The organism is Streptomyces huiliensis (genome assembly GCF_020037025.1).
GTDB lineage: Bacteria > Actinomycetota > Actinomycetes > Streptomycetales > Streptomycetaceae > Streptomyces > Streptomyces huiliensis.
Window position 1 is genome coordinate 1 of sequence record NZ_JAIQLH010000264.1, and the last position, 15,628, is coordinate 15,628.

12 protein-coding genes and 1 riboswitch are annotated in these 15,628 nt (G+C 74.3%); of the genes, 1 reads left to right on the plus strand and 11 read right to left on the minus strand.

Annotated elements, in window-relative coordinates; genetic code table 11:
* Window positions 1-205 precede the first annotated feature (205 nt).
* From JNW98_RS30505 to JNW98_RS30515, 3 genes are read right to left on the minus strand one after another with little or no spacing between them, the layout of a single operon-like run.
* Window positions 206-1,420: an MAB_1171c family putative transporter gene (locus JNW98_RS30505; RefSeq protein ID WP_223771546.1), complete on the minus strand. Its 1,215-nt coding sequence runs from the start codon at window positions 1,418-1,420 to the stop codon at window positions 206-208.
* Window positions 1,413-2,090: a hypothetical protein gene (locus JNW98_RS30510; protein WP_223771535.1), complete on the minus strand. Its 678-nt coding sequence runs from the start codon at window positions 2,088-2,090 to the stop codon at window positions 1,413-1,415. The genes JNW98_RS30505 and JNW98_RS30510 overlap by 8 nt, the downstream gene beginning before the upstream one ends.
* On the minus strand, window positions 2,087-2,572 hold the full coding sequence (locus JNW98_RS30515; RefSeq protein WP_223771536.1) for a helix-turn-helix domain-containing protein: 486 nt from the start codon (window positions 2,570-2,572) through the stop codon (window positions 2,087-2,089). The genes JNW98_RS30510 and JNW98_RS30515 overlap by 4 nt, the downstream gene beginning before the upstream one ends.
* A 313-nt stretch (window positions 2,573-2,885) precedes the next feature.
* Between JNW98_RS30515 and JNW98_RS30520 the strand changes: the two genes are divergently transcribed.
* Window positions 2,886-3,830: a S1 family serine peptidase gene (locus tag JNW98_RS30520; protein WP_223771537.1), complete on the plus strand. Its 945-nt coding sequence runs from the start codon at window positions 2,886-2,888 to the stop codon at window positions 3,828-3,830.
* 72 nt (window positions 3,831-3,902) lie between these two features.
* Here JNW98_RS30520 and JNW98_RS30525 read toward each other — a convergent pair whose 3' ends face one another.
* The 8 genes from JNW98_RS30525 to cobN form a co-directional block, all read right to left on the minus strand.
* On the minus strand, window positions 3,903-4,643 hold the full coding sequence (locus JNW98_RS30525) for a hypothetical protein (RefSeq protein ID WP_223771538.1): 741 nt from the start codon (window positions 4,641-4,643) through the stop codon (window positions 3,903-3,905).
* The gene (locus JNW98_RS30530; RefSeq protein ID WP_223771539.1) at window positions 4,643-5,908 is read right to left on the minus strand and encodes a VWA domain-containing protein; all 1,266 of its coding nucleotides are present in this window, start codon (window positions 5,906-5,908) and stop codon (window positions 4,643-4,645) included. Before JNW98_RS30530 ends, JNW98_RS30525 begins: the two co-directional genes overlap by 1 nt.
* Window positions 5,909-6,060: 152 nt before the next feature.
* The gene (locus tag JNW98_RS30535; protein WP_223771540.1) at window positions 6,061-6,843 is read right to left on the minus strand and encodes a hypothetical protein; all 783 of its coding nucleotides are present in this window, start codon (window positions 6,841-6,843) and stop codon (window positions 6,061-6,063) included.
* Between the two features lie 74 nt (window positions 6,844-6,917).
* Window positions 6,918-7,772: a hypothetical protein gene (locus tag JNW98_RS30540; RefSeq protein ID WP_223771541.1), complete on the minus strand. Its 855-nt coding sequence runs from the start codon at window positions 7,770-7,772 to the stop codon at window positions 6,918-6,920.
* A gap of 32 nt (window positions 7,773-7,804) precedes the next feature.
* Complete coding sequence (locus JNW98_RS30545) at window positions 7,805-9,964, minus strand: hypothetical protein (protein WP_223771542.1); 2,160 nt, start codon at window positions 9,962-9,964, stop codon at window positions 7,805-7,807.
* On the minus strand, window positions 9,961-10,863 hold the full coding sequence (locus tag JNW98_RS30550) for a hypothetical protein (protein WP_223771543.1): 903 nt from the start codon (window positions 10,861-10,863) through the stop codon (window positions 9,961-9,963). Before JNW98_RS30550 ends, JNW98_RS30545 begins: the two co-directional genes overlap by 4 nt.
* A 152-nt stretch (window positions 10,864-11,015) precedes the next feature.
* Window positions 11,016-11,720: a Crp/Fnr family transcriptional regulator gene (locus JNW98_RS30555; protein WP_223771544.1), complete on the minus strand. Its 705-nt coding sequence runs from the start codon at window positions 11,718-11,720 to the stop codon at window positions 11,016-11,018.
* Between the two features lie 117 nt (window positions 11,721-11,837).
* Window positions 11,838-15,467, minus strand: coding sequence for a cobaltochelatase subunit CobN (cobN, locus tag JNW98_RS30560; RefSeq protein ID WP_223771545.1), 3,630 nt, complete (start codon window positions 15,465-15,467; stop codon window positions 11,838-11,840).
* Between the two features lie 50 nt (window positions 15,468-15,517).
* Window positions 15,518-15,599, minus strand: a riboswitch (cobalamin riboswitch).
* Between the last annotated feature and the right edge of the window lie 29 nt (window positions 15,600-15,628).

A 15,628-nucleotide genomic window follows, 5' to 3' on the forward strand; every position in this document is an offset into this window, starting at 1 on the left:
TACGGGACAGCTCTTAGGGGGGCCGGGACGAGGAGAGGCGACCGGTCCGCTCTTTCACCCTCGCCCCCGCGGCAGCACGAAAGTCGGCCGAAAAGGTTCGGCGCGAGCCGGCATCGGTCCCGTGAGTACGGGCACCGGCGCCGGCCCGCGCCGCGGGCGGCCGTGACCCCCGTCCATGGCCGCCACGTCTGTGGGTCGCGCGTCCTCAGAAAGGACGGCGCTCCGCACTGGTCTCCCGTAACTCCTTGAGCACGGCGTCGACCAGCTGGTCGTGGAAGACGTCGGCGACGAGCGCCAGGTGCTCGTGCTCGGCCGCCGGGTCGGAACTGACGGTCACCACCACGCTGTCGGCGTGCGGGACCGGCACGTGGCCGGTCGCCTGGTTGGCCAGGCCCCGGCGGAAGGCCGCGGCCTCCACCACGGCGGCGAGCCGGCGCTCGTCCAGCGCGGCGGCGTCCGCCCTGCGGTGGGCGATCTCCAGGGCGGCGGGCTCGACATGGCGGCGGACGCCGCGCTGGATGTCGCGGATCTCGGCCATCTGCCGGTTGGCGCGCCACTCCAGGTCGGCCAGCGGCCAGCGGGACGCCCAGCGGGAGGTGCCGATGGTCACCTCGGGGACGTGCGCGGTGACCTCCTCCCAGAGCGGGTGGAGGCGGCGCAGCCGGCGCCAGGCGGTGGCGCGCGGGCCGACGGCGGGCAGCGAGAAGCCGAGGAGGACCAGGAGGGCCGCGACCGAGGCGCTCATCGGGGCCACGCCGTTGGACAGCCAGTACACGTCGCGGCCGGCCCAGGTGAGGGCGAACCCGGCGAGCTTGCAGGCGCAGTAGAGGAGTCCCAGCCAGCAGCCGGCGGCGAGCGTCCGCAACCCCTTGGAGAGCCAGGACGGGCCGAGGGTGGCCGCGTAGCGGGGGCAGAGGACGCCGAGTCCGGCGAGGCTGGTGCCGAAGATGGCCAGGTACAGCGCCAGGAAGGCGACCACGCCGGGGGCTTCGGCGTAGGCGGTGCTGAAGTCGCGCGGGTGCTCGACGGCATCGGGGCGGCCGACGGCGAAGCAGATGATCGCCGCCGTCCAGGCCGCCGCCACGGCGGCCACCGCGAACCGGGACCGGCCGAGCGCGCGGGCGTGCGCCGCGGCGTCGCCGCGGCTGGTCCAGCGGAGCAGCAGCACGGTGGCGCCGGAGGCGAACAGCACGACGGCCGAGTAGAGGAACACCATGGCGAGGTTGGCCACGCCGGTGAGCCGGTCGAAGGCGCGGTAGACGCTCGGCGCGGAGAACAGGAAGACGACGGGGACGCCGGCGGTCATCAGCGCGGTGAGGCCGAGGTCGGTGTTGCCGCGGTCGCGGAACCAGGCGCGGGCCTTGTAGGCGACGATGACCCAGGTGACGGCGGAGAAGGTGAGGTAGAGGGCGTCAAACACCGGCACCGCCCCCGTCCGGGCCGCCGCCGCTGCCGTCCGCTCCCCCGCCGCCGTCGTCGCGCACCCGGCGGACGTGCTGGAGCGCGGGCCCGAGGGAGGCGGCCAGGTCGGCGGCCGGGCCCTCCAGCGGCTGCTCCTGGCCGGGCGGGGGCGGGACGACCTTCTCCATCAGGAGGGTGCCGAGGATCTCGGTCTCGCGCTCGGTGAGGTTGTCGTAGCAGTGGTGCCGGGCGAGGCCCATGGTCAGGCCCATCCGGCGCATGGCGGTGGCCACGTCGACGGACGGCGTCCACACCTTGAGGGCGTCCTCGGTGACCGTCGGGTCCTGGTCGTGGCCGAGCAGCAGGTGGCCGATCTCGTGCAGCACGATGTGGACCTGGTGCCAGGGCGAGGTCTTGAGCTCGTAGACGACCCAGTAGCCGTCGTCGGTGGTGGCGGTCATGCCGGAGACGACGCCGTCGAGGCTCATCGGCACCAGATGGATCGGCCGTCCCACGCGGCGGGCGACGATGTCGCACAGGCCGCGGAGGTCGGTGGAGGCCGGCAGCGCGAGCTCGGCGATGAGCTGCTTGCACCTCCGGCGAATCCGCCCCACCCGCATGACTGCACCGTCCTCGTCCTCGGTACGCCGCCAGTGAGTGAAGAGCCGATCGTCCGCCACGACGGTCACGAGCGCTCCTCACCCCCCGCCGCGGGCGGGTCCGACGGCAGGTTCATCTGCTGCCGGAACTGGGAGATGATGGTGGTCAGGCTGTCCTGGACCTCGGGCGGCAGGCCCACCGAGCGCAGGGCGATGGCCCGTACCCGCTGGTCCCGCATGGCGACGAGGAAGCGGACCTCCTCCTCCACCCGGGCGGTCTGGGGCGCGGACAGGTCGCCCATCAGGTAGCCGACCGGCACGGCGAAGAACTTCGCCAGCGCCCGCAGCACGTCCGGGCTGGGGTTGGCGCGCTTCCCGTTGCGCAGCATCGACAGGTACTGCTCGGTGAGCGTGACCCCGCCGTACTCCTCCGTGCCGCGGCTGATCTCGTCCGCGACATGGGCGTTGGTGTACGGCGCACCCGGCGGGTGCATGTTGGCGAACAGGTAGTTGAGCCGCCCGGCCAGTGGGCTGCCCGTGTCTCCCGTCGCTCTGTCCCCCCTGACCGCCATCTGTCCCCCCGTTCCAGGTGCCTGGTTTCGCACGGCCGCCTCACGGCCGGTTAAGCCCTGAGGGGTCGCGATGGGCATCCTGTCATGCGCGGGGGCGGAGCACTAGTCCGTTCCGGATTACGAGCGGATGACGTACTTAACCGGCGGTTGATGGCAGGTCAGAAAGGTCCGGTCCATGGCGACGGGCCGGGCCCGCGGGCTCCGGCGTCCTGGTGAATCCTGTCGCGTCCGCCTCTCGCCACACCCCTCCCGTCCGGTGGAGGATGACACGCTCACCTCGTATGTGCCCGCGCGCACCGGAGAGGAACCGCTCATGCGCAGACCCCTCGCCGTCACCGCTCTCGCCGCCCTCCTCCTCGGCCTCACGGCCCTCTCCCCCGGCGGCCCCGCCGCCACCGCGGACCCCGGGCGACGCGCCCTGGCCGCCGCGGCCGACGCCTACTGGACCGCCGACCGGATGGCCGACGCCCTGCCGGCGGAGGCCGGCCGCCGGGCGGCGGTCGCCCCTGAATCCGTCGAAGGACCCGCCGCCCGCAAGGCGCCCGTCCCCCCGAGCCACCCCTTCGACGGACTCCCCCAGGTCGGCACCTTCTTCTGGACCGACGGCCACGGCCAGGGCCGGTTCTGCGGCGGGACGGTGGTCCGCAGCCCGTACCGGAACCTGGTGGTGAGCGCGGCGCACTGCCTGCGCCGCCCGGACCCCAAGCGGCGGCTGTCGTTCGTGCCGCAGTACCACGACGGGCTCAAGCCGCACGGCGTCTTCCCGGTCGAGGCGATCTACATCGACCAGCGCTACTACGACCTGGGGACGGACGGCGGCGCCCGCTGGGACTACACCGTCGTCCGGCTCGGCGACCGCTCCGACGGCACCCCGGTCGAGCGCGTAACGGGCGGTTTCGACCTCCTCTTCCACCCCGGCTACCGGCACTCAGACGTCCGGCTGATCGGCTACCCGGGCAACAGCGACACCAAGTACCCCAAGCCGCTCGACTGCCGCTCCTCCACCAGCCGTTACACCAGCACGGATCCCAAGGCCCCGGGCGACTTCCTGGAGATCCCGTGCGCCGGGTACGTGGGCGGCACCTCGGGCGGGCCGTTCCTGATCCGCGGCGTCGGCGGCCGGTCCGTGCTGATCGGCGTGATCGGCGGCTACCACACGGGCGGTGACACCCCGGACGTCTCGTACAGCTCCTACTTCACCGAGGACCTGCTGGACCTGTACCTCGACGCGGTGCACGGCGAGCCGCCGGCGGGGTGAGGACGCGACGAGGCCCCCGGGACGGTCTTCGAAGAACCGTCCCGGGGGCCTCGCGCGTGCGGTCGGGCCGCGCTACGCGCGCCGCGGCCGCCGCGTCAGCGTGTAGCCGCCGATGGCCGCGAGGGCGCCGAGCACCGCGCCGCCGACGGTCCACACCCAGCGGTCGGACCACCAGCTGCCGTTCCAGCCGTCCTCCGGCTCGGAGACGGCCCCGGCGTGCAGCGGGGCGCCGAGTTCGCCGCCCTCGGCGTACTTGCCGCCGGCGTCCTCGGCGGTCGCCTCGACCTCGGCGTGCACGGGCAGGCCCATGTCCTGGTCGGGCCCGTCGGCGACGGTGAGGCGGACGTAGTACGCGCCGGGCAGCGGGTCGTTGGACCAGCGCTCGGCGTACGGCCGCACGACGCGCAGCGTGCAGCTGAGGGTGACGGTCGTGTCCTGCTGGGACACCCGCTTGGTCCGCTCGCCCTCGGCGCAGGCCTGGCGGCGGCGCAGGCCGTCGAAGACGTCCAGCTGCCAGGTGGCGGCGCCGTGCCGGGCGCTCGCCTCGGGCAGCTTGACGGTGGCCTTGGCGGTGGGCCGCTGGCCGGCGCCGGCCGGGAACTGCCAGTAGAGGTAGTCACCGGTCGTACCGTCGGCGGTGGCCTTCTGGTCCTGCTTGACGGCCGTGGCGGTACGGAACGACGTACCCGCCTCGGTCGGGTCGCCGTTCTGGCCCTTGGTCCCGGCGGGGGCGTCGGCCGCCGCCGCGCCGGAGACGGTGAACAGCGCGCCGGCCGCGAGCAGCCCGGCGGTCAAGGTTCGTGCGATACGCATCAGTTGGCCCTCCAGATGGCGACGCGCCAGCGGGCCAGCCAGCCCCACAGCAGACCGGCGACCAGGCCGGTGACGACGAGGACGGCGAGCAGCACCCAGCCCCGTCCGAGGCCGAAGGCGGCCATGTCGGACGGCTTGTCCGGGGAGTCCACCAGGTCGACGGCGAGCTCGACGGGCAGGCCGGGGTCGCGCTTGACGGAGGCCGGGGCGGAGAAGGAGTGCGAGACCTCCAGGCAGACCGTCCGCGCGTCATCGTCCTTGGCGTCCTTCTTGCCCTTGCTCACCGGGTAGCGCAGGCCGGAGGCCATCACGTCGGTGCGCCCGCTGCCGGCGTCGGAGCCGCGGACGAGCTCCTGGCCGCCGTCGCCGACGGCTCTGACGAGGACGCCGTAGTCACGGTCGACCGGCCGGTCGGCGCCGACGCTCGCGGCGGCGCGCAGCTCCTGGCCGGGCTTGACCTTGACCTTGTACCAACGGTGGTCGCCGAAGGTCGCGCGGTCGGTCCAGACGCCGGCGCCGATCTCGGGCGCCGCGGAGCAGGCGTCCGCGCCCTTGGTCGGCTTGGGGGTGTCGTCGACGGGCGTCTCGGAGCGGCGGACGAGCTGCTTGATGCGGCCCGACAGCTCCTTGGTGTGCCGCACGGTGGTGTACGTGCCGCCGGTGGCCTCGGCGATGCAGGTGAGCTGCTCGCGGGTCTTGTCGTCGTGCGCCAGGCCGAGCGTGTCGATGGTCAAGTGCGTGCCCTTGGCAGCGAGTTCACGCGCCACGTCGCACGGGTCGGGCTGGCCGCAGGAGTCCTCGCCGTCGGTGATGAGGACGATACGGCGGGTGCCGCCGTCCTCGCCGAGGTCCTGGTCGGCGCCGCGCAGGGCGTAGCCGATGGGGGTCCAGCCGGTGGGGCGGAGGGTGGCGACGGCCGCCTTGGCCTCCGTCCGGTCGACCTGGCCGACCGGGTACTCCTGCTTGCTGTCCCGGCAGCCGACCGCCTTGTCGTCCCCGGGGTAGTGGGCGCCCAGCGTCCGGATGCCGAGCCGCACGCCTTCCGGGGTGGCGTCGATGACCTCGTTGAACGCCTGCTGGGCGGCGGCCATGCGGGACTGGCCGTCGATGTCGCGGGCCCGCATCGAACCGCTGACGTCGAGCACGAGCTCGACCTTCGGGGAATCCTTGGAGGGCCCGTCGGCGGCCTGCGCCGGCACGACACCTCCGGCCAGTGCGGCGAGCAGAGCGCAGGCGCCCGCCGCCAGCCGTCTTGTGATGATCATCCGAAGATCCTAGTGACCCACAGGCGGCCGACTCAAAACGGGAGTTGCGGGAGCGGGAAGCACCGCAGGGGCGTCCTGGAGCGCGAGGAGGGCACCGGGAGCGCGTCCCGGTGCCCTCCGCCTCCCGCCGGGGCGGGCTAAGCCGGCGACGGTCACAGCCCCTGCTTCTGGGACTGCTTGAGCTTGGTGATGTCGATCGTCTGGTCGGCCGGCGGCGCCTTGGCCGTGACCGGCTTGTCCCAGTCCGTCAGGGTGGTGACGTTACCGTCCTTGGTGTCCTCGATCTTCAGCGGGTAGGGCTTGCCGGTGGTGGCGACGCTGATGGTGGTGCCCTTGGCGCTGATCGGGATGGCCTGCTGCCCGTCGACGGTGGTGACCGCCCCCTTGGTGATGGTCTCCGTGCCGCCGTCGTCCTGGCCCATCTGCGCCTGCATCGCCGCCAGGTTGCACCCCTTCGTCATGCCGCTGAGGCTGGGGTCGCTGGTGGGACCGGAGACGTAGCGGCCCTTGAACAGCTCGGCCGCCTGCGGGTTGCCCTTCGACGCCCACAGCTTCTCGTCGGCCTTCAGCCACACCTTGTCGCCGAGCTTGATCACTTCGGCGGATCCGGTGGTGGGGGTGGCGACCGTGCCCGCGCAGTTGCCCTGCCTGTCCAGGGCGAGGTCGATCTTCATCTGCTCGCCGTTCTTGCTGCTGGTCATCTTGAAGCGAAGCGAACCCGCGTTCCGCAGCTCCGTCTTGGCCTTGTCGTTTATCTCCTTGCCGGACAGCTTCTCCACACCGTTGCCGGCCGCCGTGTCCTTGGCGGGCGCCGAATCGGCCGCCTTGGTGGGCTTCTTGTCGTCGGACCCCTTGCCCTCACTGCCGCAGGCGGAGAGTCCCAGGACCGCCGCCATGCCGACGGCGGTCATGGCGATGCCGTGCTTGCGCTTCATTCGGTGCCACTCGTGCTTTCTCTTCGGTGTCTCGTCGAAGGCACACACCTTACGGCCCGGCACCGACAGTGCGGTCACGAGCCGGGCGCCCACGACGGCGGCTCCGGCGCGGCCATGGCGTGCACGCGCTCGGTGACGGCCTTGGCGAGCTGCTCGCGCTCCTCGGCCGAGAGGCCGTCGAGCAGCGCCAGGGTGACGTCCCGTCCGTCCGTACCGGGCCGGTCGGCGGGCGCGGGGTGCGCGGTCACCCACTCCAGCACCTGGCGCACCTCCTCGGGGCGGTGCAGCAGCCAGAGCGCGGCCAGCGCGTCGGGGCCGGTGCGGACGGCCTGGAGGTAGAACTCGTACTCCTCGCGCCGCTGCGGCGACCACAGCAGCGGCGGGGCGCCCTTGTCCGCCGGGCGCGGCGGCTCGGCCGTCGGCTGGGCCGCGGCGAGGCAGCAGGCCAGTCCGGTGGCGTCCACCGGCTGCGGCTGGGCGAGCAGTTCGAGGAGGTGCCGGGCCGATGCCTGCTCACCGGTGGCCTCGCCGCGGGCCGACAGGGTCTGGAACCGCCGGTCGAGGTGGCCGACGACGGCCGGCCAGCAGCCTTCCGGCGGACCGCCGGCGAGCACCGCCCGCGCCGGGTCGGCGACCCACCAGGACACCTGGAGGGCGGCGGGCGCGCAGCCCGGCGGCAGCTCCCAGGCGCCGGTGCGGGGCGCGGTGTCGACGACGTACGCCTCCCGGTAGCCGCCGAACGCGGCGCGGACGAGCGAGCCGTGGCCGCCGGGTACGCAGACGGTCCCGCCCTCGCCGTCCAGCAGCACCAGGGCCTGCTGCCCGGGCTGCGCGAGGCGGAAGCGGAGGAGCTCCGCGAAGGGGCTGCGGGTCCCGCGGCGCCACGGCGGGGTGTCCGTCATGGGGGCCGGGTACGGGGTGAGGGTCATGCCGGTCTCTCTCCTGCTGGTGTTCCGAAGTGTCAGAGGGCTTGGCGCCACGCGGCCAGGGCCTCGCCCGCCCGCCGGCCGCCGGGGGCCGGCCGGGCCGCCTCGAACGCGGTGAGCAGCCGCAGCACGCCGCCGCGCGGCGCGGCGCCCAGCCGGTCGGCGAGGTGCTCGACGAAGGGGGCGCGGCGGGGGTCGTCGGCCGCGCGGCGCTGCCAGTCCAGGAGCGCGGCGCGCACGGCGGGGAAGGTCTCGGGCTCGGCGAGGGCGCAGCGGATGAGCTCCAGGCCGGGCGGGTCCTCGCCCGGGGCGCCGCCGGTCCACGTCCCGAGCAGGTGCCGGGTCCACCACTCGGCGGGTTCGCGGGCCGTCGCGGCGGTGCGCAGCAGGTGCGCGGTGGCGGTGCAGGCGGCCTGCCGGGTGGCGCCGCCGGCGCGGCACCACGGGACCAGGCCGGTGAGCAGCGCGTCCCGCCCGGCCGGTTCGGCGAACAGGGAGAGCAGCGCCCGGCGGACGGCGGAGGCGACGGCGCCCGTCCCGTCGCCCGGCCCGTCGCAGACGGTCCGCAGCAGGGTGAGCGCGGTCCCGGGCCGGGCCAGGCCGAACTCGGTGGCGCAGGCCAGGGCGGCCGTGCAGCGGCGGGAGACCGAGCCCTGCCGGCTCCAGCCGCGCAGCCGGGCCTTGACGGCGGTGGCGAGCACGGGGTCGGTGGAGGCGGCGCCGAGGGCCCGGGCGGCGAGCCGCCAGTCGGCGGGCCGGGCGGAAGCGGCCAGTTCCTCGACCGGGCCGAGCGCCCGGCGGCCGGAGCTCCACTGGGCGCACTGCCCGAGGACGAACCCGGCGCGGTCGCCGCGCCCGTGCTCGGACGGCGTGCTGCCGAGCCACTCCACCAGCAGGCTGGCCGCCGCCGGGTGTTCGCGCCAGACGTGTTCCAGGACCGCGCGGCCCTGGAGGTGCCGCGTGAACACCACGGGCTGGGTGAGGTAGCTGTACGCGGAGGTGGTCCGGACCTCGGCGGGGGCGGCGTACGCGCCGATGGCGGCGAGCCGTTCGCTGCGGGACCGGCGGAAGACGGGCGGGGGCGGCTCCTCCGCGTCCGCGTCCTCCTCGGGGGCGGTACCGCCGAGCCGGCCGTCCGCGATCCGCAGCAGGCGCTCGGCCTCCTCCTCGACCAGCGTCTGGTCGAAGTGTTCGAAGACGCAGGCGGCCAGCAGCAGGGCGAGGTCCTCCGGGCGGTCGCGCAGCGTGTCGAGCAGCCGGGGCGCCCGGTCGGCGGCGTGGAAGCTCAGGTGCTCGCGGACGCTCTCCGGGTCCGCGCCCCGCCGGACGACGCGGACGATCTCGGCGGCGATCTCGACGACCTGGGCGGGGCGCAGGCCGGGCAGCAGGATGTCGTCGAGCAGCCCGGGCGGCAGGGCGGCGAGCGCGGGGGCGACGTCGGCCGGGCCGCCGAGGACGGCGGCCAGCCGGGCGTCGAGGACGGCGCGCGGCTCCGGCGGCACGGCCCGGACCGGCGGGGTGTGCAGGGTGTCGCCGAGGTGCGCCAGGGCGGCGGGGGTGCGGGGGACGACGACGACCATGCGCGCGTCGGCCCGTTCCAGCCGGGCCCGCAGCCCGTCCAGGGCGATGGTGTCGAGGGCGGTGAGGCGCGGTTCGAGGAGTCCGTCGGCGAGGTAGCCGCGGGCCGGGGCGGCGGTGGGGGCCCAGGTGGTGAGGTCGGTGTCGGAGTCGAGGGCCCGGAGGTCGAAGCTGCCGGTCTGCCGGTGGAGGAGGTTGAGGGCGGCGGTACGGCGGCCGGTGCCCTCCTCGCCGGCGAGGAAGAGGAGGCGGTCGTCGCGCAGCCGGCCGAGGGCGTCCGCGAACCAGCCGGGTTCGGCGAAGCCCTCCAGGGCGAGGGCGGTCCGCTCGGCGGGGATGTCGCCCTCGCGCGGCTCGACGCCGTCGCCGCGCGCCGGGGCGGGCTCGCCGTCGCCGGCGAAGTCGGCGTGCTGGCCGCCGCTGACCAGGTCGGAGATGTTCAGGAAGCCGCGGTTGCCCCAGATGTTGATGGTCTGGAAGCGGTGGCTGAACTCCTCGGCGGCCCGTTCGCCGAGTTCGGGGTCGCACTCGGGGGGTGCCGGGACGGGGGCGGGAGTGGGAGTGGGAACGGGCGGCTCGTCGGCGGGGAGCCCGTCGGCGAGGAGGGAGTCCGTCACCGGCCCGCTCCGCGTGCGTCGTCCCGCGGTTCGGCGCCGAAGGAGACGTGCTGGCCGCCCTCCACCGAGCCGTTGTTGAGGAAGCCGCGGTTGCCCTGGCTGTTGATGGTGGTGGTGCTCCGGGACACGGCGGGCGCGGTGGCGGGCGCGGTGGCGGGTACGGGCGCGGGCGCCGGCCGGGTCTCCGGCGCCGCCGCCGGCTCCTCGCCCTCCGGCCGTTCGCCGAGGATCCGTCGGTCGTAGAGGTTGCCGGACGGCGCGGGGACGTACAGCCAGGCCCGCTGCTGGAAGTTCTTGCCCTCGACGGTGGCCGGCACCTCGATGAAGTGGTCCGGGTGGCGCCGGGTGTAGCCGGAGAGCACCGCGTCCTCGAAGACGCGCTGCGAGAGGATCGCGGCGACCTGGGTGATGCTCTCGCTGGACGCCGCGAGGATGGCGCGGACGGGCCGGGAGTCGAGCAGCCGGTGGGTGTCGTTGCGCGGGGTGCCGTTGCCGTCGCCGGGGGTGCCTGAGTCGGGCAGCGGTCCGACGTGGAGGCTGACCCGGAGCCGGACGCGGCCGGTCGCGGTGGCGTGGATGTTGTAGTCGGTGAGGACTTCCTGGAGTTCGTTCAGGAACGGGTGGATGACCCGGGGCAGGGCGACGGGGTCGAAGCCCATGCCGAGGCCGTCACCGGTGTTGTTGGCGAACTTCCGCTCCCGCCAGAGCTGTTCGAGGCCGGCACGGGTGAAAGCCTGCCCCACGAGCTGGGGGATGACGGTGGTGAGGGAGGGGTGCTCGGCGGCGGGCCGGCCGGTGAAGTCCTTGGCGTCCACGGCCAGGATCCCCCGGTAGGGCGGCAGGTCGCGGCTGACGCTCCAGGGGGCGGGATGGGTGGCGGGGGTGTCCGTGACGGACATGGGCGACTCCTCGGTGGTGAGGTGTGCGGAACGATCCGAAGGGGGCACCCGGCACCCCGTTTCCCCCCGGAGGGGTGCCGGGCTCGCCTCGGATCCTGCTGGAGTCGCGGTCCGCGGTGTGCACCACGAGTGCACAGGAGACGTGACGAGCGTCACGCGTCCGTATACGGCCCTTCCGCCACAGAGGCCACCGTCCGCAGAGCGTTCAGGTCGTGGACGACCACTCCGCCGCGCTCGGCGCCGACCACCCGGTCGCCGATCTCGCGCAGGGCCGCGCTGACGGTGTTGCGGGACACCCCGAGGTACTGGGCGAGTTCGGCACGGGTGACCGACAGGTGCGTACCGTCGCCGACCCGGCCCCCGTACGCCGCCTCGGCGAGGGCGAGCAGCGCCTGCGCGACCCGCTCCCGCGAACAGCAGCCCCCGCGGGCGCGGTCGGACTGGCGGAGCCGGGTCAGGGCGTGCCGGGTGAGGACCGGCGAGAGGCCGTGCCGTGCGACGAACGCCCGGAACCGGCGCTCCTCCACCACGACGGCCGTCACGTCTCCTATGGCCGTGACGGAGGCGAGCCGCCGCTCGCCCTCCTCCAGCACGGCGGCCTCGCCCACCACGTCGCCGGCGCCCCGGAACGCCAGCACCCGTACGCGGCCGTCCCGTTCCACCCGGATCACCTTGACCACCCCGGCGACCAGGGCGAGGACGTGCGTGCCGGTGTCGCCTTGGCGCAGCAGGGTGTCACCGGCCCGGTGCCGGCGCGTCCGCCCCTCTTCGAGCAGTCGGTTCCATAACGGCTCGCCGGCCAGTCGGGCGAAGGTGACGCCCAGCGCCGGGTCGTGCCGTTCCGTCGTTCCATCCATGCCATGGCACTGTAGATGTAACGGGCGTCACAGCGGCGCGAGATGAAGGACTCGGAAAGCGTGCCTCCCCCACCCACCAGGGGGGGGGAGGCACATCGTCCGGTGAGCGAGCGCGGACTACTTCTCGTCCGCGCCGCCCTCCAGCTCGCCCTCCGTCTCCAGGAACACCTGACGCAGGGCGGCCAGCGTCTCGGCGTCGGGCTTGGCCCACATGCCGCGGCTCTCCGCCTCCAGCAGCCGCTCGGCGATGCCGTGCAGGGCCCAGGGGTTGGCCTCCTGGAGGAAGGCGCGGTTCTCGGGGTCGAGGACGTACGCCTGGGTGAGCTTGTCGTACATCCAGTCGGGGACGACACCGGTGGTGGCGTCGTAGCCGAACAGGTAGTCGACGGTGGCGGCGAGTTCGAAGGCGCCCTTGTAGCCGTGGCGGCGCATTGCCTCGATCCAGCGGGGGTTGACGACGCGGGCGCGGAAGACGCGCGACGTCTCCTCGACGAGGGTGCGGGTGCGGATGGTCTCCGGCCGCGTGGAGTCGCCGATGTACGCCTCGGGCGCCTTGCCGCGCAGCGCCTTCACGGTGGCCACCATGCCGCCGTGGTACTGGAAGTAGTCGTCCGAGTCGGCGATGTCGTGCTCGCGGGTGTCGGTGTTCTTCGCGGCGACGGCGATCCGCTTGTAGGCGCTCTCCATCTCCGTGCGGGCCGGCCGGCCCTCCAGGCCGCGGCCGTAGGCGTAGCCGCCCCACACCGTGTAGACCTCGGCGAGGTCGGCGTCGGTGCGCCAGTCGCGGCTGTCGATGAGCTGGAGCAGGCCGGCGCCGTAGGTGCCGGGGCGGGAGCCGAAGATGCGGGTGGTGGCGCGGCGTTCGTCGCCGTGCTCGGCGAGGTCGGCCTGCGCGTGGGCGCGGACGAAGTTGAGCTCGGCGGGCTCGTCGAGGGCGGCGACGAGCCGTACCGCGTCGTCCATCAGGCCGATGACGTGCGGGAAGGCGTCGCGGAAGAAGCCGCTGATGCGCAGGGTGACGTCGATGCGCGGCCGGCCCAGCTCCTCAAGAGTGACGGGTTCGAGTCCCGTTACTCGCCTGGACGCCTCGTCCCACACCGGCCGGACGCCGAGCAGCGCCAGCGCCTCGGCGACGTCGTCGCCGGCGGTGCGCATCGCGCTGGTGCCCCACAGGGAGAGGCCGACGGACGTGGGCCACTCGCCGTTGTCGGCGCGGTAGCGCTCCAGGAGGGAGTCGGCCAGGGCCTGGCCGGTCTCCCAGGCGAGCCGGCTGGGGACGGCCTTGGGGTCGACGGAGTAGAAGTTGCGGCCGGTCGGGAGGACGTTGACCAGGCCGCGGAGGGGCGAGCCGGACGGGCCGGCCGGGACGAAGCCGCCGGCGAGGGCGTGCACCGCGTGGTCGAGCTCGTCGGTGGTGGCGGCGAGGCGCGGGACGACCTCGCGGGCGGCGAAGGCGAGGATGGCGGCGACGCCGTCGCGCTGCCCGTCCGGGAGTCCGGCACAGATCCCGGCCACAGCGTCCGGGTTCCAGTCCGCCGCCTCCATGGCCTCGACGAGGGCGCGGGCGCGCTCCTCGGCCTCGTCGGCGGTGGTGCGGGTGGCGGCGGACTCGTCCAGGCCGAGGGCCTCGCGGAGGCCGGGCAGGGCGGAGGTGCCTCCCCAGATCTGCCGGGCGCGCAGGATGGACAGGACGAGGTTGACGCGCTCGGGGCCGGTGGGGGCGCCGCCGAGGACGTGCAGGCCGTCGCGGATCTGGGCGTCCTTGACCTCGCACAGCCAGCCGTCGACGTGCAGCAGGAAGTCGTCGAAGCCGTCGTCGTCGGGCCGGTCCTCCATACCGAGGTCGTGGTCGAGCTTCGCGGCCTGGATGAGGGTCCAGATCTGGGCGCGGATGGCCGGGAGCTTGGCCGGGTCCATCGCGGAGATCTGCGCGTACTCGTCGAGCAGCTGCTCCAGGCGCGTGATGTCGCCGTACGACTCGGCGCGGGCCATCGGCGGGACGAGGTGGTCGACGAGCGTGGCGTGGGCGCGGCGCTTGGCCTGGGTGCCCTCGCCCGGGTCGTTGACGAGGAAGGGGTAGACGAGCGGGAGGTCGCCGAGGGCCGCGTCGGGGCCGCAGGCGGCGGAGAGGCCGGCGTTCTTGCCGGGCAGCCACTCCAGGTTGCCGTGCTTGCCGAGGTGGACCATGGCGTCGGCGCCGAATCCGCCGTCCTCGCGGGCGGCGGCGATCCACCGGTAGGCGGCGAGGTAGTGGTGCGACGGCGGCAGGTCCGGGTCGTGGTAGATGGCGATGGGGTTCTCGCCGAAGCCGCGCGGCGGCTGGATGAGGATCAGCAGGTTGCCGCGGCGGAGGGCGGCGAGGACGATGTCGCCCTCGGGGTTGCGGCTGCGGTCGAGGAACATCTCGCCGGGCGCCGGCCCCCAGTGCTCCTCGACGGCCTCCCGCAGCTCGGCCGGGAGTTGCGCGTACCAGCGCTTGTAGTCGGCGGCCGGGATGCGGACGGGGTTGCGGGCGAGCTGCTCCTCGGTGAGCCACTCCTGGTCGTGGCCGCCGGCCTCGATGAGGGCGTAGATCAGCTCGTCGCCGTCGCCGGACTCCAGCCCGGGCACGGGCTCGTCGCCGAAGTCGTAACCCTCCTCGCGGAGCCGGCGCAGCAGGGCGACGGCGCTGGCGGGGGTGTCGAGGCCGACGGCGTTGCCGATACGGGAGTGCTTGGTGGGGTACGCGGAGAGGACGAGCGCGATCCGCTTCTCGGCGGCGGGGACGTGCCGCAGCCGGGCGTGCTTGACGGCGATCCCGGCGACGCGGGCGGCGCGCTCGGGGTCGGCGACGTAGGCCGGGAGGCCGTCCTCGTCGACCTCCTTGAAGGAGAACGGGACGGTGATGATGCGGCCGTCGAACTCGGGGACGGCGACCTGGGTGGCGGCGTCCAGCGGGGACAGCCCCTCGTCGTTCTCCTCCCAGGCGCTGCGCGGGCCGGTGAGGCAGAGCGCCTGGAGGATCGGGACGTCGAGGGCGGCCAGCGCGCCGGCGTCCCACGACTCGTCGTCGCCGCCGGCGGACGCGGCGGCGGGCTTCGTGCCGCCGGCCGCGAGGACGGTGGTGACGACGGCGTCGGCCGCGCCCAGCGCCTCGACGAGCTCGGCCTCGGGGGCGCGCAGCGAGGCGACGAACAGCGGCAGCGGGCGGCCCCCGGCCTCCTCGACCGCGTCGCAGAGGGCTTCCACGAAGGCGGTGTTGCCGCTCATGTGGTGGGCGCGGTAATAGAGCACGGCGATCGTCGGACCGCTCACGTCCGCCTTGGGCGTGCGCTCCAGCTCGCCCCAGGTGGGGGCGGCGGCCGGGGGATCGAAGCCGTGGCCGGTGAGCAGCACGGTGTCGGAGAGGAAGCGCGCGAGCTGTTCCAGGTTGGCCGGGCCGCCGTGCGCGAGGTAGGCGTGCGCCTCGGCGGCGATGCCGATGGGAACGGTGGAGTGCTCCATCAGCTGGGCGTCGGGGGCCTGTTCGCCGGTCAGGACGACGACGGGCTTCTCCGTCGCGAGCAGCCGGTCGAGCCCTTCCTGCCAGGCGCGGACGCCGCCGAGGAGCCGTACGACGACGAGGTCGACGTCCTCCAGCAGCTCCGGGAGCGTGTCCAGCGGCAGCCGGGCGGGGTTGGCGAGCCGGAACGGCACCGGGCTGCCCTGGGCGGCGGCCGCTCGGGCGCTGAGCAGGTCGGTGTCGGAGGTCGACAGGAGAAGGATCACGGCACGGCCTTCCTCGGGGTCCGCGCCCCGGGCGGTTGGGAGGACGGCAGGAGTTCCTGACTCGCGCGGCGGCTTGCTGCTGCTGCCGTGCTCACAGTGGCGGGACCGTGCCGGAGTTCCACCGGCTTCCTCCCCTGGCGCCGTCGCTGGCGTCGGCGGAT